Source organism: Bacillus sp. NTK034 (assembly GCF_017303275.1).
Classification (GTDB): domain Bacteria; phylum Bacillota; class Bacilli; order Bacillales; family Cytobacillaceae; genus Cytobacillus.
In genome coordinates this window covers 1-17,868 of sequence record NZ_JAFKOJ010000013.1, presented here as the reverse complement: position 1 = coordinate 17,868, position 17,868 = coordinate 1, and the positions used below count along the sequence as shown (strand labels likewise).

General features: G+C 42.9%; 20 protein-coding genes and 11 tRNA genes. 29 read left to right on the top strand and 2 right to left on the bottom strand.

The window, feature by feature from the left end; translation table 11 throughout:
- The first annotated feature begins 101 nt into the window (after positions 1–101).
- From uvsE to JI665_RS25390, 3 genes are all read left to right on the top strand, one after another.
- Positions 102–1,064 (top strand): UV DNA damage repair endonuclease UvsE, encoded by a 963-nt coding sequence (uvsE, locus tag JI665_RS25400; protein ID WP_206845449.1) that lies wholly within the window; start codon positions 102–104, stop codon positions 1,062–1,064.
- A 173-nt stretch (positions 1,065–1,237) separates the two neighbouring features.
- The gene (locus JI665_RS25395) at positions 1,238–1,717 is read left to right on the top strand and encodes a PH domain-containing protein (RefSeq protein WP_206845447.1); all 480 of its coding nucleotides are present in this window, start codon (positions 1,238–1,240) and stop codon (positions 1,715–1,717) included.
- Positions 1,704–3,173, top strand: coding sequence for a PH domain-containing protein (locus tag JI665_RS25390; RefSeq protein ID WP_414635284.1), 1,470 nt, complete (start codon positions 1,704–1,706; stop codon positions 3,171–3,173). Before JI665_RS25395 ends, JI665_RS25390 begins: the two co-directional genes overlap by 14 nt.
- 15 nt (positions 3,174–3,188) lie before the next feature.
- On the opposite strand, the gene JI665_RS25385 is transcribed toward JI665_RS25390, so the two are convergent.
- Positions 3,189–3,914 (bottom strand): rhomboid family intramembrane serine protease, encoded by a 726-nt coding sequence (locus JI665_RS25385; protein ID WP_206845446.1) that lies wholly within the window; start codon positions 3,912–3,914, stop codon positions 3,189–3,191.
- A gap of 164 nt (positions 3,915–4,078) precedes the next feature.
- Between JI665_RS25385 and acpS the strand changes: the two genes are divergently transcribed.
- The 14 genes from acpS to JI665_RS25315 all read left to right on the top strand — a co-directional run bounded on the left by acpS (position 4,079) and on the right by JI665_RS25315 (position 15,399).
- Positions 4,079–4,432, top strand: coding sequence for a holo-ACP synthase (gene acpS / locus JI665_RS25380; protein WP_206845445.1), 354 nt, complete (start codon positions 4,079–4,081; stop codon positions 4,430–4,432).
- A gap of 145 nt (positions 4,433–4,577) precedes the next feature.
- Entirely contained in the window at positions 4,578–5,591 is a 1,014-nt protein-coding gene (locus JI665_RS25375; protein ID WP_206845444.1) for a LolA family protein, read from the top strand.
- A 177-nt stretch (positions 5,592–5,768) separates the two neighbouring features.
- The gene (alr, locus tag JI665_RS25370; protein WP_206845443.1) at positions 5,769–6,926 is read left to right on the top strand and encodes an alanine racemase; all 1,158 of its coding nucleotides are present in this window, start codon (positions 5,769–5,771) and stop codon (positions 6,924–6,926) included.
- A gap of 363 nt (positions 6,927–7,289) precedes the next feature.
- Positions 7,290–7,571, top strand: coding sequence for a CopG family ribbon-helix-helix protein (locus tag JI665_RS25365; RefSeq protein WP_206845441.1), 282 nt, complete (start codon positions 7,290–7,292; stop codon positions 7,569–7,571).
- Between the two features lie 4 nt (positions 7,572–7,575).
- Positions 7,576–7,926, top strand: coding sequence for a type II toxin-antitoxin system endoribonuclease NdoA (gene ndoA / locus JI665_RS25360; protein WP_009336311.1), 351 nt, complete (start codon positions 7,576–7,578; stop codon positions 7,924–7,926).
- 377 nt (positions 7,927–8,303) lie between these two features.
- Complete coding sequence (locus JI665_RS25355) at positions 8,304–9,137, top strand: RsbT co-antagonist protein RsbRA (RefSeq protein WP_206845439.1); 834 nt, start codon at positions 8,304–8,306, stop codon at positions 9,135–9,137.
- Positions 9,134–9,496, top strand: a complete 363-nt coding sequence (locus JI665_RS25350) for an STAS domain-containing protein (RefSeq protein ID WP_009336309.1) — start codon at positions 9,134–9,136, stop codon at positions 9,494–9,496. The genes JI665_RS25355 and JI665_RS25350 overlap by 4 nt, the downstream gene beginning before the upstream one ends.
- A 4-nt stretch (positions 9,497–9,500) precedes the next feature.
- Positions 9,501–9,902, top strand: a complete 402-nt coding sequence (locus tag JI665_RS25345) for an anti-sigma regulatory factor (RefSeq protein WP_026580738.1) — start codon at positions 9,501–9,503, stop codon at positions 9,900–9,902.
- Positions 9,903–9,913: 11 nt separating this feature from the next.
- Positions 9,914–10,924, top strand: coding sequence for a PP2C family protein-serine/threonine phosphatase (locus JI665_RS25340; protein WP_206845437.1), 1,011 nt, complete (start codon positions 9,914–9,916; stop codon positions 10,922–10,924).
- A 60-nt stretch (positions 10,925–10,984) separates the two neighbouring features.
- Positions 10,985–11,317 carry an anti-sigma factor antagonist gene (locus JI665_RS25335; protein WP_009336305.1) on the top strand — a complete coding sequence of 111 codons (333 nt, stop codon included), beginning with the start codon at positions 10,985–10,987 and terminating at the stop codon, positions 11,315–11,317.
- Positions 11,314–11,787, top strand: a complete 474-nt coding sequence (rsbW, locus tag JI665_RS25330) for an anti-sigma B factor RsbW (protein ID WP_009336304.1) — start codon at positions 11,314–11,316, stop codon at positions 11,785–11,787. The genes JI665_RS25335 and rsbW overlap by 4 nt, the downstream gene beginning before the upstream one ends.
- Positions 11,765–12,559 (top strand): RNA polymerase sigma factor SigB, encoded by a 795-nt coding sequence (sigB, locus tag JI665_RS25325; RefSeq protein ID WP_206845436.1) that lies wholly within the window; start codon positions 11,765–11,767, stop codon positions 12,557–12,559. Before rsbW ends, sigB begins: the two co-directional genes overlap by 23 nt.
- Positions 12,556–13,152, top strand: a complete 597-nt coding sequence (locus JI665_RS25320) for a PP2C family serine/threonine-protein phosphatase (protein ID WP_206845435.1) — start codon at positions 12,556–12,558, stop codon at positions 13,150–13,152. The genes sigB and JI665_RS25320 overlap by 4 nt, the downstream gene beginning before the upstream one ends.
- Before the next feature lie 63 nt (positions 13,153–13,215).
- The gene (locus tag JI665_RS25315; RefSeq protein WP_206845433.1) at positions 13,216–15,399 is read left to right on the top strand and encodes a Tex family protein; all 2,184 of its coding nucleotides are present in this window, start codon (positions 13,216–13,218) and stop codon (positions 15,397–15,399) included.
- A gap of 228 nt (positions 15,400–15,627) precedes the next feature.
- Here JI665_RS25315 and cmpA read toward each other — a convergent pair whose 3' ends face one another.
- Positions 15,628–15,741 carry a cortex morphogenetic protein CmpA gene (cmpA, locus tag JI665_RS25310; RefSeq protein ID WP_009336300.1) on the bottom strand — a complete coding sequence of 38 codons (114 nt, stop codon included), beginning with the start codon at positions 15,739–15,741 and terminating at the stop codon, positions 15,628–15,630.
- A 135-nt stretch (positions 15,742–15,876) separates the two neighbouring features.
- Here cmpA and JI665_RS25305 point away from each other — a divergent pair, with 135 nt between their 5' ends.
- The 12 genes from JI665_RS25305 (at position 15,877) to JI665_RS25250 (ending at position 17,733) form a co-directional block, all read left to right on the top strand.
- Complete coding sequence (locus tag JI665_RS25305) at positions 15,877–16,338, top strand: SprT family protein (protein WP_206845431.1); 462 nt, start codon at positions 15,877–15,879, stop codon at positions 16,336–16,338.
- A 164-nt stretch (positions 16,339–16,502) separates the two neighbouring features.
- Positions 16,503–16,577, top strand: a tRNA-Asn gene (locus tag JI665_RS25300).
- Between the two features lie 5 nt (positions 16,578–16,582).
- A tRNA-Ser gene (locus JI665_RS25295) sits at positions 16,583–16,673 on the top strand.
- Positions 16,674–16,688: 15 nt separating this feature from the next.
- Positions 16,689–16,760, top strand: a tRNA-Glu gene (locus tag JI665_RS25290).
- Between the two features lie 32 nt (positions 16,761–16,792).
- Positions 16,793–16,868, top strand: a tRNA-Asp gene (locus JI665_RS25285).
- An 8-nt stretch (positions 16,869–16,876) separates the two neighbouring features.
- Positions 16,877–16,951, top strand: a tRNA-Gln gene (locus tag JI665_RS25280).
- Positions 16,952–17,097: 146 nt separating this feature from the next.
- Positions 17,098–17,173, top strand: a tRNA-Lys gene (locus tag JI665_RS25275).
- 15 nt (positions 17,174–17,188) lie between these two features.
- A tRNA-Leu gene (locus tag JI665_RS25270) sits at positions 17,189–17,273 on the top strand.
- A 59-nt stretch (positions 17,274–17,332) separates the two neighbouring features.
- Positions 17,333–17,418, top strand: a tRNA-Leu gene (locus JI665_RS25265).
- A gap of 59 nt (positions 17,419–17,477) precedes the next feature.
- Positions 17,478–17,554 (top strand) — tRNA-Arg (locus JI665_RS25260).
- 5 nt (positions 17,555–17,559) lie between these two features.
- Positions 17,560–17,636: transfer RNA gene (locus JI665_RS25255), tRNA-Pro, on the top strand.
- A 23-nt stretch (positions 17,637–17,659) separates the two neighbouring features.
- Positions 17,660–17,733, top strand: a tRNA-Gly gene (locus JI665_RS25250).
- Positions 17,734–17,868 lie beyond the last annotated feature (135 nt).

The window sequence follows — 17,868 nt, the reverse complement described above, 5'->3', positions numbered from 1 at the left end:
AGAGATTCTGCTCTCTTTTTATTTGGCCTCAATATTAAGAGCTGCAATTTCTCAGCGGCAGCCGTACATACTAAGGGAAATGCTGTACGGGAGGAACCGACATGACGATTGTACGCCTTGGGTATGTAGCGATGAGTATGAATCTGAAAAACGCGTCACCATCGCAAACGATGACGTTCAAGCAATTCTCGGCCATTAAAGACCGCGAGGCAGCTATAGCAAGACTGGAGCGGATCGCCGTATCAAATCTTGAAAACTGCCTGAGACTTCTCAAGCACAATGCAGCCCATGATATCCACTTTTTCCGCTTTAGTTCCCGGCTGATTCCTCTAGCCAATCATGAGGAACTCTCTTATTGGAAGTATATGCGCCCTCTTAAAGAAGCTCTATCCAAAATCGGGGACTTTCTGGATGAACATCCCATGCGGGTGGATTTTCATCCGGACCATTTTGTGCTCCTTAATACACCGAAAGTTGATACATTGAATATTTCCATTAAAACGCTGGCAATGCATGAAGCCCTGCTGAAAGGCATGAGGCTGAATCCTGCTCATCGCTGTGTTCTGCATGTGGGCGGAGGATATGATGATAAAGAGAAGGCTCTCGAACAATTTATCCATAATTGGGGCTTTACACCTTCAGGAATCCAGCAAATGATGATCCTCGAGAATGACGATACCACCTTTACACTTGGTGATACACTCTACCTTTGTGAAAAACTTGGGATTCCGCTTGTGTTTGATTACCACCATCACCTTGCCAACTTTGAGAATGATAACTGGACGGGGCAATGGGAAAGGGTCGCAGCGACATGGGACCATTCAGAACTGCCTGTGAAAATGCATATTTCCAGTCCAAGATCAGACAAAGATTTCAGAGCGCATGCCGATTATATTAATGCTGATATGTTCATGGAGTTTCTTCAGAACATTAAGGGGTCAGTGCCTGAGATCCATTGTATGATCGAAGCGAAAATGAAGGACAGCGCATTATTTAAACTTGCTGAAGATTTGAGAATGAACCCCAATTTGACTTTTATTGATTCTTCCAGCTTTGAAATCTAAGAAGCACCCCCCACTTTTTTCATAAAAGGGAGACACTTCTTTTTTCTGTCATGTATACTTATAGAAGTGAAAGAGCTGATTCAAAACGCCATATACTGAAGAGGTTTTGAGCGAGGAACTGACTCTGGGCTTTTTGAATACTATTAATTTTATGGAATTGCGGGGGGTACTGCATGATTACAGAGCCGCATAAAAGGATACCGGCAAGGGGGCTGCTTGCATGGAGAATCTCCGGCACAATCCACTCTGTTTTTCCTTTTGTGTTATCAGGGGGCGCTATTGCTGCTGCTTTCCTGTTTAATTGGCCTATTTGGGTTATTGGAGCTTCCTTAATGTTTTATTCCGCTTATGCCTACCTGGTCATTATGACTTTCCCCTCTTTAAGGTGGAAAAGATGGAGGTATGAGGTCCGGGAAAATGAAATAGAGCTTAAACATGGGATATTTGTGATTAAAAGGACCCTTGTTCCCATGATTCGGGTGCAGCATGTGGATACCAAGCAAGGGCCGATATTGCGTAAATATCGTCTTGCAACTGTCACCATCTCGACAGCTGCGACAGTTCATGAAATACCGGCATTGGATGTGGACGAAGCAGAGGAATTGCGTTTTTGCATTTCCATGCTGGCAAGGGCTGCAGATGAGGATGTATAATCCTAAACGGCTGCACCCAATATCAGCGGTGGCGAACTTCCTGAAACACCTTAAGGAAATGCTGGTGCCTTTTCTTGTTTTTGTCGTCTTTGGAAGCAGAGGAGGAAATGGGGAAATTGTTCAGCTTGTCCTGTCTTTAGGGGTCATAATCGCGGTTTTTTTGATTGGGGTCCTTACCTGGTGGAGATATACCTATAGACTGGAGGAAGGCGAGCTTCGAATCGAGTATGGTGTTCTGATCAGGAAGAAGAGATATATTCCGCTTGAAAGAATTCAAAGTCTTGACTTATCGGAAGGTTTGCTGCAAAGGCCATTTGGCCTTGTAAAGATGAAAGTGGAGACAGCCGGATCAAGCGGTGCTGGTGAGGCAGAAGCGGTATTGACGGCTATTTCTAAAAAAGAGGCAGAGTTAATTCAGCAGGCATTTTCAGCCGCTAAAAAGAATCCTTCCGAAATGGAAGCAGCATTGCAGAACCGGGAAGTGATTTATAAAATTTCTCCTGGCGAGCTGCTCCTTCTGGCATCAACTTCAGGCGGGGCTGGTGTCGTTATTTCGGCTGTATTTGCTTTTGTTTTTCAATTTGAAGAAATCATTCCCTATGAAAAGGTGTTTGCCGGGCTTGAAGGATTTATTGCCAACGGAATTATATTTGTAAGTATCCTCGTCTTCATCGTCTTTTTTATTGCATGGCTGATAGCCCTTATAGGCAGTATGCTGAAATATGCTGATTTTACATTAATAAAGACAGAGAAGGAATTAATTGTCACAAGAGGCCTGCTTGAGAAAAGGCAGATGACGATTCCGCTGAATCGCATTCAGGCTATCCAGTTCAGGGAAAATCTGCTTAGGCAGCCGCTTGGCCTGGCGACTGTCTATATTGAAAGTGCAGGAGGCTCTATTGAGGATAATGAAAGCGCCCGCCTAATGATCCTGCCGATTGTGAAAAAAACACGGATTGCCGGGCTGTTAAAGCCCCACTTGTTGCACTATGAACTGCAGCCCGGATTCTTTAAAGCTCCGAAAAGGGCGCTTAACCGCTATTTATGGAGAGGGTTTATGTGGGTGCTGCCTTTTGTGGCTGTTCCGCTTCTCTTTTTCAGGCCATGGGGATACTTTTCTTTAGTGCTGCTGATCCTTTCATTGGGGTGGTCGTATCTCAAATACAGGGATGCAGGCTGGGATATCAGCCCTCAGCAGCTTGCTCTCAGATATCGCGGGATTGTCAGGACTACGGTCTTTATGAAAAGAAATAGAATACAGTCCCTCACCATTAGTGAAAGTTATTTTCAGAAAAAGCGCAGTCTGGCTACCATAGAAGCTGTGGCCATGTCAGGGATTGGGGGGACAGGAGGAACGGTCCCTGATCTTGACCGGAAAGAAGTTTATGCTATTTATAAGTGGTACTCTTATACTGGATTAAACAGAAGTTATTTGAAAAAGGAAAAGCGCCCATGAGCGCTTTTTTTTGAATTATCTGGCTAAAAACCCCAGTACAGCCAAAATGATAATGATTCCCCAGAGAACAAGCTTTGAGGCTGGGACCCCTTTTAATGTAGGTCTGATGCCAGAAAGTCGTCCGGGCTGTATTGTGCTGGATGGAGAAGATGTACGGCCTTTGGCCAGTGATGCCGCACCAATCAGAAAACCTGCAAGGAGGCCGAATAAATGGGCTGTAATATTGATGTTTGGCTGCAGAAAGGTCATAACTACGCCGATTATCGTAATGGTCAGAATGATTTGTGAGTTTTCCCTGGATAAAAGTTCTTTTCGGAATACGATGATTGCCGCAAAGTATCCGAAAAGGCCAAAAATCGCACCACTGGCACCCACATGAATATATGTCAATGGTTCAAGAAGCAGTGTTGCAATATTCGCTGCTGCCCCAGCTGTGATGTAAAGCAGGATGAATCTGGTTTTTCCGAGCAGCCGTTCCAGGACAGGGCCAAAGAGAACGAGAGAAAAGCTGTTAAACAAAACATGGGGGAAACCGCTGTGCAGTATGATTGGGCTCAGAAGCCGCCAGTATTCACCTTGAACAATATATAAATTGACACCTGCAAGCTTTTCGAAAATAAGTGTATTTGGAAATAGGGGAATGACTGTTAATAGATAGATGATAATATGGATACAAATGATAGCAGAAACAACAGGATAGTAGCGGATAAATTCCTTAAAACTTTCCGTTCTTGTAAACATGGCTCTCCTCCGTGCTTGAATTGTTGGACCGTGTATCTACATCATAGCCTGAAAAGCGGTTTTTCAGCATGCCAAAACACTTATTCATCTTATAATGTGTACATAATACTGCTTCTACTGTATTCTTTATGCAGCGAATAATATAAATAGAAGGAAGATGAGAGATGATTTCCGGTATTGGGATTGATATTGCAGATCTGGAGCGTATACGAAAAATTATCGCCAGGCAGGAGCGGTTTCCTGAACGGATTTTGACACCAAAAGAGCAGGCAGGCTATCGCTGCTTGCCGGAAAAGAGACGGGCTGAATATCTTGCCGGGAGGTTCGCAGCAAAAGAAGCTTTTTCAAAGGCATGGGGTACTGGAATTGGGGAAGAACTTTCCTTTCAGGATATTGAAATTGAAAAGGATGAAAAGGGAAAGCCTTATATTTCGAAGCCATTTAAAGATGGGATACACTTGTCGATTTCCCATAGCAGAGAATATGCGGTGGCTCAGGTGGTTATAGAAAAAACTTGATATTTGGCAAGCTGAAGAATTTCAAATGCTTGTCATTCCTCCTAGCATATTCCCTAAGGTTGTCTCATATATTCATAATGCGATAGGAGAGACAGGCCGGAAGTTTGGGCCGATCTCACTGAAATGAGACAAAGGGGCTGAAGGAATGAAGAAAAAGTGGTTCATGCTGCTTGCCGGGCTTTTGGTAGTTCTTGCATTGTCTGCCTGTGGAACTAAGTCACAGGAAGATGTCGTAAAGGATCTTAACAATAAGCTTGAAGACATTAAAGGATACAAGGCAGAGGCCAAGATGACTCTGCAGATGGGGACTGACCCGCAAACTTACGAAATTGAAGTATGGCATAAGGAGCCTGACTTTTACCGGGTGAATCTGAAAAACGCCCAAAAGGAACAAAGTCAAATGATTCTGCGTAACGATGACGGTGTATTTGTCCTTACTCCTGCGCTGAACAAGAGCTTCCGTTTCCAGAGCGATTGGCCGCAAAACAGCAGCCAGGCTTATTTATATGAATCATTAGTCAAGGATATTATGGAGGATAAAGAAGCTAAGTTCTCCGCTACAAAAGATCATTATGTGTTTGAAACAAAAACACGCTATCAAAATAACCAGATGCTCCCTATCCAGGAAATCAAGCTCAAGAAGTCAGATTTATCCCCAGTCAGTGTAAAGGTTATGGATCCTGATAAAAATGCACTTGTAACAGTAGATTTTTCAAATGTAAAGTTTAATGCAAGCTTCGATAAGAAAGATTTTGACATGCAGAAGAACATGACAGGCGCCCAGCTCGAAGTGCCGGTGATGGCAGAGGTGGAGGATCAGGAATTCGCGGTTAAATATCCGCAGATGGAAATGGCAGATGTAAAGCTGGTTGATGAGCAGGAAGTGCAAACAGAAGATGGCAAACGTGTTGTATTGACATACGATGGAGAAAAATCCTTCACTCTTGTGCAGGAAAAGGCCGCTGTCATGCCGACATCATCCGTCGTTACTTCAGTTAAAGGCGAGCCTGTTGACCTTGGCTTTACCATTGGTGCACTTTCTGACAACACCATTTCCTGGACCTACCTGGGTGTGGATTATATGATTGCATCCAACGATTTATCACCTGAAGAAATGTCCGAAATTGCCCGCTCTGTACAGGGGGAAATGGTGAAATAAATCACCGGCAAAAAGCAGGTCTCATAGGGGGCCTGTTTTTTTGATGGAGATGATTGGCCTGCATCGGAAATCAGCTTTCAAAGCTTTTTGATAAAAAATAACCATTTGACAAACCCTCTGCCCGAGTTTAATAATCGACATGTAGAGAAGCAACGGCTAAAGGACGTGAAGACATCGATGTATGAACAAACAAAAATGTACAGGGACACTTGGGCAGAGATAAATCTGGATCATATTTCATATAATGTAGAGTCAATGAAAAAACATGCAGAAGAAGGAACAAACCTCATTGCGGTTGTGAAGGCAAATGGGTACGGGCATGGAGATGTTGCGGTGGCCGAAGCTGCTCTGGAAGCGGGCGCATCCTCTCTGGCTGTTGCCACACTGGATGAGGCGATGGCTTTGAGAAATAAAAAGATTGCAGCTCCGATTTTAGTAATGGGAGCGAGCCGCCCGGAGCATGCAGGCGAAGCAGCGGCAAAGAATATTTCTCTGACCGTTTTTCAAAAGGAGTGGCTCACTCAAGCAAAAGAATATGTGGAAGAGGGAGAAGTCTTAAATATTCATATAAAGTTTGATACAGGAATGGGCCGCCTGGGTATTCGAAGCTTTGATGAGCTTAAGGGAATTGAGAGCGTTATTAAAAAGGACAAGCGCTTTCTGCTTGAAGGAGTGTTTACACATTTCGCAACAGCGGATTCATTGGAGAATGCTTATTTTGAAAACCAGCTGAGCAGATTTGAGGAAATGACCGGCTGGCTGGAGATTTTGCCGAAGTGCATCCATACCAGCAACAGCGCGGCCGGCCTTAGATTCCCCAAAGCCCACTTCAATGCTGTCAGAATGGGGATCAGTATGTACGGGCTGGCTCCTTCCATGGAAATTAAGCCTGAACTTCCTTTCCAGCTGAAAGAAGCTTTTTCTCTCCATACCTCTATTGTGCATGTGAAAAAGCTTCATAAAGGCGAGAAAGTCAGCTATGGTGCAACTTATGAGGCACAGGAAGATGAATGGATTGCGACATTGCCGATTGGCTATGCAGATGGCTGGATCCGAAAGCTGCAGGGACAGGAGGTTATTGCTGAAGGATTGAGAGTTCTAATTGTTGGAAGAATTTGCATGGATCAATGCATGATTAAGCTTCCGCATGAAATGCCTGTTGGTACAAAAGTAACCCTGATCGGTGAGCAGGGGAAAGAAAAGATTCCGGTTGACGAAATCGCCGGAAAACTTGAAACCATCAACTATGAAGTAACCTGCATGGTATCTTCCCGGGTTCCGCGCATATATAAAAGAGATGGTAAAATTATCGGGGGAATTAATTATCTGCTATAACGCGTAAATTTTATTTGCTGCCCAGTTGAGCTATCGTCCGGAAAAAGAAATGGAATAAGCGATGAGGCATACTGATAAGATAAACATGTAAGGCTTCGTCAGCATAAACATCGCACGATCAAAAGGAGAGCATTTGGGAGGATGCGGGTCATGCAGACGTTGCCACAGGACGTTGCGTTTTTAGTCTGCGTTCAATCGTGAGCAAGGCGCTTCCGCTTTTCTGGAATCATGCATAAAATACTATTTTTTTGGACGATAATACAGAAGAATTAAAGAATCCCCTTTGCATTGGGCTTTATTAATGGTAATATTGAAAATGGTAGATATAAAAATGGTGTGTAGTGATGGTGGAGGTGTATGTTTGTGTCTGATTCCAGCACAACAACAGAGATAATGGTGAAATTACCGCAGCATCTTTTAACCGAGTTAGACGGATTTGCAAAACAGGAAAACGTTAACCGGAGCGAATTCATTTATCAGGCAACCAAAATGTATTTGCGCGAACGCAGAAAGAGACAAATTCGCGAGTCCATGAGACGAGGCTACATGGAGATGGCGAAAATAAATTTGACGATTGCATCTGAAGCATTTCAAGCGGAATATGAGGCAGAACACACAGTTGAACGTCTAGTAAGCGGAGGATAATCCTTTGATTGTCAAACGTGGTGACGTTTATTTTGCAGACCTATCCCCAGTTGTTGGTTCAGAACAAGGCGGCGTCCGTCCAGTGCTTGTCATCCAAAACGACATCGGGAATCGGTTTAGTCCCACAGTAATTGTTGCAGCAATCACAGCTCAGATTCAAAAAGCGAAGCTGCCTACTCACGTTGAAATTGATGCGAAGCGTTATGGTTTTGAAAGGGATTCGGTCATCTTATTAGAACAGATTCGTACAATTGATAAACAACGCTTAACCGATAAAATAACCCATCTCGATGACGAAATGATGGAAAAAGTGGATGAAGCCGTGCAAATCAGCTTAGGCCTCATCGAATTTTAACAAACGCTCTTTTGAAGGGCGTTTTTTTATTTTATCAGGAAAGAGGTTTAGTTCCTTATAAAGAGGGTAAAAAAGAGAGTCATTTAATATATAAAATTATCTGGTATTGTAAATATACCCGTTTCATATGAGAATACACTTCAATGTTCGATGGTAATCAGCTGAGATGTGAAGTGAAAAAAGGGATTTAATTAAAAATTGTCGAATTAACCAACGATGGGAGTTTATTCATTACGCATCATATAGGTATCATTTGACTGGCATTCACTGTTATCATTTAATTGATATATACGGGACAGGAAGATTTTTTATCTTCTTTACAATAAAGGAGAATTGGAAGGCTAATAATAGATATATGCTAAGATAGGGAGGAACAAATGAATTCCACAATATTGAATTATATACAAAACAACAAAGATTCCATATTCAATGAGTGGCTTGAGGCCACAAAGGAAAATGCGGATGAAAGGGTTACGAAGGTAGTATCTGATCAGGTATTTATCGGAACAAGCCGGGAATTCATTGACCTGATTATCTCTAATATAAAAAGTTCAAATGAGGAATTCACTTCAAAATTGAGTGACTTCTCTGAGAAAATCGTACGTTTGGGCTGGCCTCTCAGTTTTGTGACAAAAGGGCTCCAAACATTCGGAAAGATTGTATTTGAGGACATGCAGGAAGCCGGGGTTGTTACCCAGGAAAACCAGATGAAAGTCATTTACGAGTTTGACAGCTGGATGACTCCCATGGTCAATGAAGTGGTAAATATGTATTCAACCACTTGGGAAAGAACTGTATCTCTCCAAAAAATTGCGCTTCAGGAACTATCTGCGCCGCTGATTCCAGTATTCGAAGGAATTACAGTCATGCCTCTTGTCGGAACAATTGATACAGAGCGGGCGAAACAGATTATGGAGAACCTTTTGAATGGAGTAGTAAAACACCGTTCAGAAGTGGTGCTTATTGATATAACAGGTGTGCCGGTTGTTGATACGATGGTAGCCCATCATATCATACAGGCAGCAGATGCTGTAAGGCTTGTCGGAGCGAAATGCATGCTTGTAGGCATCCGTCCGGAAATTGCCCAAACCATTGTAAACTTGGGAATTGATTTAAATCAGTTTACTACAAAGAATACCTTGAAAAAGGGTGTAGAAGCGGCGCTTGAGTTAACCAGCCGCAAAATTGTGAGTGTGGAGGGAGCGGAATGAGAGTGAGAATCCCAATTTTAAAGCTGAACGATTGCCTATTAGTCTCCATCCAGTGGGAATTGGATGACCAGACTGCTTTGCAGTTTCAGGAGGATCTGCTCCATAAAATCCATGAGACCAGCGCAAATGGAGTCGTGATTGATTTAACATCCATTGACTTTATTGATTCATTCATCGCTAAAGTTCTCGGCGACGTAATAAATATGTCCAAACTGATGGGTGCAAAAGTAGTCATAACCGGGATACAGCCTGCCGTAGCAATTACGCTTATTGAGTTAGGTATTGGGTTAGATGATGTCCTTACTGCATTAGATCTAGAAAAAGGTTTGGAGAAATTACAACAGGAATTGGGGGAGTAACTGTATGGAAAACCAATCCTGCGTTAAAATCATAAACGAATGGGACATCGTTGCAGCCCGCCAGCTTGGGCGGAATGTTGCTAAAGAGCTTGGTTTTGGTACAGTTGACCAGGCTAGAATCACTACAGCCATTAGTGAACTTGCCCGGAATATATACTTATACGCCGGACAAGGGCAAATCTGTATTGAAAAAATATACGACGGCGGAAAAGCGGGATTGCGTATAGTTGCGGTAGACAGCGGCCCTGGAATCAATGATTTACGCCAAGTAATGGAAGATGGATTCTCTACATCAGGGGGATTAGGAGCCGGCCTGCCGGGTGTGAAGCGGTTAATGGATGAGTTCTTAATTGACTCCAATCCTGGAACCGGAACAGATATAAAAGCAACTAAGTGGCTTCGTTAGGGGGAAGCGGTATGGATTTCCGAGAAATGATGGAATCAAAGTATCGGGATATTCTTGAGAATTATATTAAGGAACAATCTGAACAGGCTTTGTATCAGGGCCAAAAGTTCAGCAGGAAGTCGATCGAGCACAAAATCTCTCCTGAAGAGATTATCAGCGTTCATAAAAGTCTGATGGGCGAACTTTATCCTGACTTGCCTGAGTATGTTCACCATTCTTTTGATATCCTTCTGGAAGTCATGATAGGCTATGGTTTTGCCTATCGGGAACACCAGAACTTAAAGCATATTCAGCAGGAACTCAGGACAGAAATGGAAATAGCTGCGAATGTCCAGCAGACCTTGCTGGGAACACAGGTTCCTTCTGTTGAAGGTTTGGATATTGGCGCCATAAGTGTTCCTGCCAAGCATATGAACGGTGATTATTTCCATTTTGTTCAGGATGAAAACAGCACAATCAGCATAGCCATTGCTGATGTAATCGGTAAAGGGCTGCCGGCGGCCTTGTGTATGTCCATGATTAAATATGCCATGGACAGTTTGCCTGAAAACCGTAATGACCCTAAAACGGTTCTGGAAAATCTGAATCGGGTCGTAGAACAGAACGTAGATTTAACAATGTTCATTACTATGTTTTATGGAATATATGATACGAACAGCCATATGTTCTCTTACGGTTCTGCCGGACACGAACCTGGACTATTCTTTGCTGCTGAGACGGGTGAATTTACCGAACTGACAGCGAAAGGCCTCCTTCTCGGCATTGATAAAAAAACTAAATACCGCCAGTATGAAAAAGGAGTAAATCCCGGAGATATGATTATATTAATGTCAGATGGGGTTACTGAATGCCGTACAGAAGAAGGGTTTATAGAAAAGGAATCATTGCTGGAATTAATCAAGAAATACATTCATTTAAGTGCACAGGAAATTGTTAATAACGTATATAAAGAACTTGAAAAACTTCAGCATTTTCAATTGCGGGACGATTTTACCTTAATTATTTTAAAAAGAAATGTTTAATGGGTTTTAAAAGCGGGTAACTATTAAAAAGCAGTTGACATGTAAAGAGGTGGGTCAGTTATGAATATTACAATAGATGTAAAAGAAAATGATATGCTGATTGAAGCAATGGTAAGCGGAGAAATTGATGCGTATACAGCTCCTAAACTCCGTGAAGAGCTGTTTCCTTTAACAGAAAAAGAGGGCGTAGAAATGGTGGTCAACCTATCTGAAGTCTCTTATATGGATAGTACCGGCTTAGGTGTATTTGTTGGTGTATTTAAAAATGTCCGCGCCAATAACGGCAAATTTCAGATTGTTGGCTTGTCGGACCGTTTAAAGAGACTTTTCGAAATTACAGGCCTAGCCGATATTATTGATATTAACAGCGGGATTGAAGGTGGAGTACAATGAACGAGCCATTTGATTATATAGAGGTGAAAATTCCGGCTAAGCCGGAATTTGTCGGGGTAATCCGCCTGACGCTATCAGGGATTGCCAGCAGAATGGGATTTGCATATGAAGAAATTGAAGATCTTAAAATCGCTACAAGTGAAGCTTGCACCAATGCAGTCCAACACGCATACAAACAGAATGAGCAAGGAGAAGTAGTCATCGGGTTCGGTTTATACACTGACCGTCTAGAGGTAATGGTCGCAGACAGCGGAAAAAGTTTTGACTTCCAATCTGCAAGACAAGGCATTGGGCCATACGACCAGACTGATTCTGTGGAATTCCTGCGTGAAGGAGGCTTGGGTCTATACCTAATTGAAACATTGATGGATGAAGTAAGAATTCATCATAAAGAGGGTGTTACGGTCTTTATGACCAAATACCTAGAGGGAGAGCAGGTGGAGAGGGATGCAAAAACAATCTCAACCTAATCAAAAATCCAAAGAAGAAACAAATGCTTTAATTAAAGCCTACCAGCTTCACCAGGATGAAGAAGCTCAAAACGCCCTGGTCCTTCAATATCAGAATTTAGTCGAAGCCATTGCCCGTAAGTACTCAAAAGGAAGATCTTATCATGAGGATATTGTCCAGGTAGGCATTATAGGCTTATTAGGGGCTATCCGCCGCTATGATGAGTCTTTCGGCAAAACGTTTGAGGCTTTTGCTGTTCCTACGGTTATCGGCGAAATTAAGCGCTTTTTAAGGGATAAAACTTGGAGCGTTCATGTTCCGCGCCGCATAAAGGAATTGGGCCCAAAAATTAAAGCGACCGTTGAAGAGCTCACAACAGAACTTCATAGGTCTCCAAGAGTGGACGAAATAGCCGATGTGCTGGGTGTATCAGAAGAAGAAGTGCTCGAAGCAATGGAAATGGGAAAAAGCTATCAGGCGCTTTCTGTTGACCATTCAATCGAGGCCGATTCTGATGGCGGAACAGTTACATTGCTGGATATCGTCGGAAATGTAGACGAGGGCTATGAAAAAGTAAACCAAATGCTTGTTCTTGAAAAAGTCCTGCATGTCCTGTCTGAGAGAGAGAAATTAATTATACAATACACATATCTTGAGAATATGAGCCAAAAAGAAGCTGGAGATAAACTGGGGATTTCCCAGATGCATGTCTCGAGACTTCAGCGCCGTGCAATCAAAAAGCTTCAGGAAGCGATCCACTCTGAAACAAATAACTCGGAGTGCCTTTCATGACCAAATTGGTTGGAGATAACATCGAAGTGATTGCTCACCAGACAGCTAAAGATGGTAAAGCTTTTTGCGGTGATGGATATTACTTCACCGCAACTGATGAATACTTTGTATGTGTGCTGGCAGATGGCCTTGGAAGCGGGGAATTCGCGTATGAAGCTTCTTCTGCTGTTGTTACTGTCGTAGAGCAGCATCATGAGAAGGATGTAGATACACTCATGAAGCTTTGCAACGATGTTCTTTTACAAAAAAGAGGAGCAGCAGTTGCGCTGTTTAAAGTTCATTTTGCCTCCAGGGAATTTGTATACAGCTGTGTAGGGAATATTCGGTTTTTCCTTTATTCATCTACTGGAAAACTCACTTATCCCCTGCCTGTAACTGGATATCTGTCAGGAAGGCCGCAGGTGTTTCATACCCAGCGGTTTACGTATGAAGCGGAATCTAAGTTTTTGATATATTCAGATGGCTTAAATATTCAAGGGGTTAAATCTTTGCTGAAAGCATTTCTCCCTATTGATCTTATCTCGGAAGATATAAAAAAGCAGTATCCATCTACCTCAGATGATGCTACTTTCATACTTGGAAGCTTACTCTAGAACAGGGTAAGCTTTTTGTTTTTCTTTTTGATAAAATGAAAAGTGAGACTCTATGATGGAGGAATGATCTTGGAAAAAACTTTGGATAGACAAAATCAAGTACTAAACCTAATCGCTGGGGAATTATCAATAGCCATTAAACAAGTAAAAAACACAATCAGCTTACTGGAAGAAGGGAACACAGTCCCGTTCATTGCCCGATACAGAAAGGAACAGACAGGCGCACTGGATGAAGTGCAAATCCGGGATATTATGGAGCGCTGGCAATACATACAAAATCTCAATCAGCGTAAAGAAGAGGTAGTCCGCCTAGTTGAAGAACAGGGCAAGTTGACAGAAGGGCTAAAATCCAAAATTGAAAAAGCGGTGAAGCTGCAGGAGGTAGAAGACTTATACCGGCCGTATAAGCAAAAGCGCCGCACAAAAGCAACTGCAGCAAAGGAAAAAGGGCTTGAACCGTTTGCTGAATGGCTTCTCACTTTTCCCCTTAATGAAACCCTGGCTGCAAAGGCAAAAGAATTTTTATCTGATGAAAAGGAAGTAACTACAGCCGAAGAGGCAATTGCCGGAGCCAAAGATATTATCGCAGAATGGGTATCAGATGAAGCAGAAAGCAGAAAATGGATCCGTATGGAAACAGTCAAAAAGGGAACCATTGAGTCTTCTGTGAAGAATAAAGAGATTGATGAAAAAGGCGTTTATGAAATGTATTACGAGTATGAGGAACCAGTGAGCAAGATTGTTCCACACCGCACACTTGCATTAAACCGCGGTGAAAAAGAAGAAGTTTTAAGGATTAACATTAAGCCAAATACCGAATTGATTTTAAAATACTTATATAAAAAGTGGGTGAAGGATGAACGCTCCTCTGCAGGGCCAATTGTAAAGGAAGCTATTGAAGATGGATACAAGCGTCTGATTATGCCTTCGATTGAACGTGAAATCCGCAATGAACTAACTGAAAAAGCAGAAGAACAGGCAATCATGATTTTTTCTGAAAATCTCAGAAAATTGCTGCTTCAGCCCCCATTAAAAGGCAAGATGGTACTTGGTGTAGACCCTGCCTACAGAACTGGCTGCAAGCTGGCTGTGGTAAATGAGACAGGAAAAGTACTTGATATCGGTGTCATATATCCGCATCCGCCTGTTTCCAAAACGAAACAAGCACGAGAGAAAGTAGTGCATATTCTAAACACCTTTAAAGTAGAAATGGTTGCCATCGGCAATGGAACCGCCTCAAGGGAAACCGAGCAGTTCATCGCTGACATTTTAAAGGACATGAAAGAGGAAATATTCTACCTAATTGTCAATGAAGCAGGGGCGAGCGTATACTCTGCCTCAGATCTTGCCAGAGAAGAGTTTCCTGATCTTCAGGTAGAGGAAAGAAGTGCCGTATCCATCGCCCGCCGACTCCAGGATCCTCTTGCAGAATTGGTTAAGATTGATCCCAAGTCCGTGGGGGTTGGTCAATATCAGCATGACGTATCCCAGAAAAAACTGTCAGAATCACTCTCTTTTGTTGTTGAGACAGCGGTAAACCAAGTGGGTGTTAATGTGAATACAGCGTCATCTTCATTGCTGCAGCATGTAGCTGGCCTTTCGAAAACAGTTGCCGCTAATATAATCAAGAAACGGGAAGAAGAAGGGAAATTTACAGACCGCAAGCAGTTGAAAAAGATTCCGCGCCTTGGGGCCAAAACTTATGAACAGGCGATAGGCTTCCTGCGGATTAACGATGGAAAAGAACCTCTGGACCGGACTGGAATACACCCGGAAACATATGCAGAAGTAAATAAATTGCTTGCTAATCTCGGCTTTAAATCCAGTGACCTTGGAACGCAATCATTGAGGGAAGCACTAAAAGGCATAAATATCAGCCAGACAGCGCGGGAGCTTGAAATTGGTGAACTTACACTGAAAGATATTATTGATGCTTTAATGAGACCGGAAAGAGATCCGCGTGATGAGCTGCCAAAGCCGCTGCTAAAGAAAGAAGTGCTGAAACTTGAAGATCTGCAGGAAGGGATGGAGCTTCAAGGTACAGTGAGAAATGTAGTAGACTTTGGTGCATTTGTTGATATCGGAGTCAAACAGGATGGCCTTGTTCATATTTCCAAACTTAGCCGCCAATTTGTTAAACACCCGCTGGATGTCGTGTCTGTTGGGGATGTAGTAACAGTCTGGGTTGACTCAGTTGATAAGCACAAGGGAAGAGTCGCCTTAACTATGCTTGAACACTCTAATTAACTGAAAAATATTGCTTTGTTTTACTGTCTTCAAAGATTGACTTCTCGAGTCATAAGCCAAATCACATCGGAAATCAATATTTCTAGCGTGATTTGGCCTATTCTTTTAAGGTTTGCAGAGAATGTGTTCTGCTGGACTATGCAATTTCAGTCAGCAAAGTGTCGACTGCGGTTCCGGGTGGAGGTTGTGGCTGATATTAGCTGGTATTCATCTCAGGCTCTCAGCATTTTATGAGCAGTGTTTCTTTCTATAGAAAAACCAGCACTGATTCAGCAGTTTGATCTGATAGCGGTCTTTTTCATAAAAGGCACGCTGGATTTGATTTTGAAACCAAACAGGCATATGTTTTACCTCCCGTGTATTGGAATCTGATGATTCTCCCTTGGACTGCTAAGGGAGTTCAGAGCTATAAAAGGTATATATAATGTATGCTATAATAGGTTGTCATGTTTACGATAAGAGAGGAAAAACATTGCTATGAATGACCAGGAGCTTCAGACACTTGTTGAAAAGATATCATTAGAAAGCTTCGGCAAGCCCTTTCGCCATCAGGCTTATTTTAATTTGCGTCTTAGATCGACTGGCGGAAGATATATGCTGAGTTCACACCATGTTGAAATAAATAAAAAGTATTATGAACAACTTGGGGCCGAAGAATTAGAGGGGATTATTAAGCACGAACTCTGTCATTATCACTTGCATTTAGAAGGTAAAGGGTATAAACATCGTGATCAGGATTTCAGAATGCTAATGAAAAAAGTGGGAGCACCTCGATATTGTTCTGCCTTGCCTGATCGTCCAAAAACAAATAAAGCTGCTAAGATTCTTGTTTATATGTGTAAAGAATGCGGCCAAACCTATCAAAGAAAAAGAATAGTTGATACGAATAAATATGTCTGCGGTAAATGTAAGGGGAAATTAGTATTTAAAAAGAATTGACAATAGATTAAATACGCATTATATTTAATAATTGTCGCAGGACAAACAGGACAAACAGCTAATAAATTCTTCTAAAAAACAAGCTTGACTTTTATAGTCAGCGTCCTTATAATATGAAGAGTCGATAAGGTGTTAACTGTTTTATCGATAAAGTTCATTATTATTCCGCAGTAGCTCAGTGGTAGAGCATTCGGCTGTTAACCGAACGGTCGCAGGTTCGAATCCTGCCTGCGGAGCCATATTTGGGGAAGTACTCAAGTGGCTGAAGAGGCGCCCCTGCTAAGGGTGTAGGTCGCGTAAGCGGCGCGAGGGTTCAAATCCCTCCTTCTCCGCCAGAAAATTCTGACAATGGCCCGTTGGTCAAGCGGTTAAGACACCGCCCTTTCACGGCGGTAACACGGGTTCGAATCCCGTACGGGTCACTTTTTTTGTTTCCGACGGTATTTATATGGATGGTCCCGTGGTGTAGCGGTTAACATGCCTGCCTGTCACGCAGGAGATCGCGGGTTCGATTCCCGTCGGGACCGCCATTTGTTATTGGGCTATAGCCAAGCGGTAAGGCACCGGACTTTGACTCCGTCACTCGCAGGTTCGAATCCTGCTAGCCCAGCCATTTTTAAATGAGCCATTAGCTCAGTCGGTAGAGCAGATTGCAGCATCAGTGAATTTCTTCATCCGAATAGCAATCTGTGACAAAGCGGTTTAGCTTTGGAACATCTGACTGCACTTATCAGGCTTTAGGAAGTCTCATAAAAGTATGAGCCATTAGCTCAGTCGGTAGAGCATCTGACTTTTAATCAGAGGGTCGAAGGTTCGAGTCCTTCATGGCTCACCATTTCAATTTCAAATTGCGGGTGTGGCGGAATTGGCAGACGCACCAGACTTAGGATCTGGCGCCGCAAGGCGTGGGGGTTCGACTCCCTTCACCCGCACCATTAATTACCATTGAGATGAGTACCACGTTTTGGTATGATGTTACTTGTCGCTTCATTAAGCGGTCGTGGCGGAATGGCAGACGCGCTAGGTTGAGGGCCTAGTGGGGGCAACCCCGTGGAGGTTCAAGTCCTCTCGGCCGCACCAAAAAAGTTGTTGACATTTTGATTTTAGGTCGTTATAATATAAGAGTTGCTTTAAAAGATGCGCCCGTAGCTCAATTGGATAGAGCGTTTGACTACGGATCAAAAGGTTAGGGGTTCGACTCCTCTCGGGCGCGCCATATTACGGGGAGTAGCTCAGCTTGGTAGAGCACTTGGTTTGGGACCAAGGGGTCGCAGGTTCGAATCCTGTCTTCCCGACCATTCGGGAAACAATAATATTATATGCGGGTGTAGTTTAGTGGTAAAACCTCAGCCTTCCAAGCTGATGATGAGGGTTCGATTCCCTTCACCCGCTCCAAACTTACTGATTGATCTTTGAAAACTGAACGAACAAAAACGTCAACGTTAATTCTTTAGTCTTTTTTGAAAAGACAACTTATGAGCTTAATCAACTCTTATATGGAGAGTTTGATCCTGGCTCAGGACGAACGCT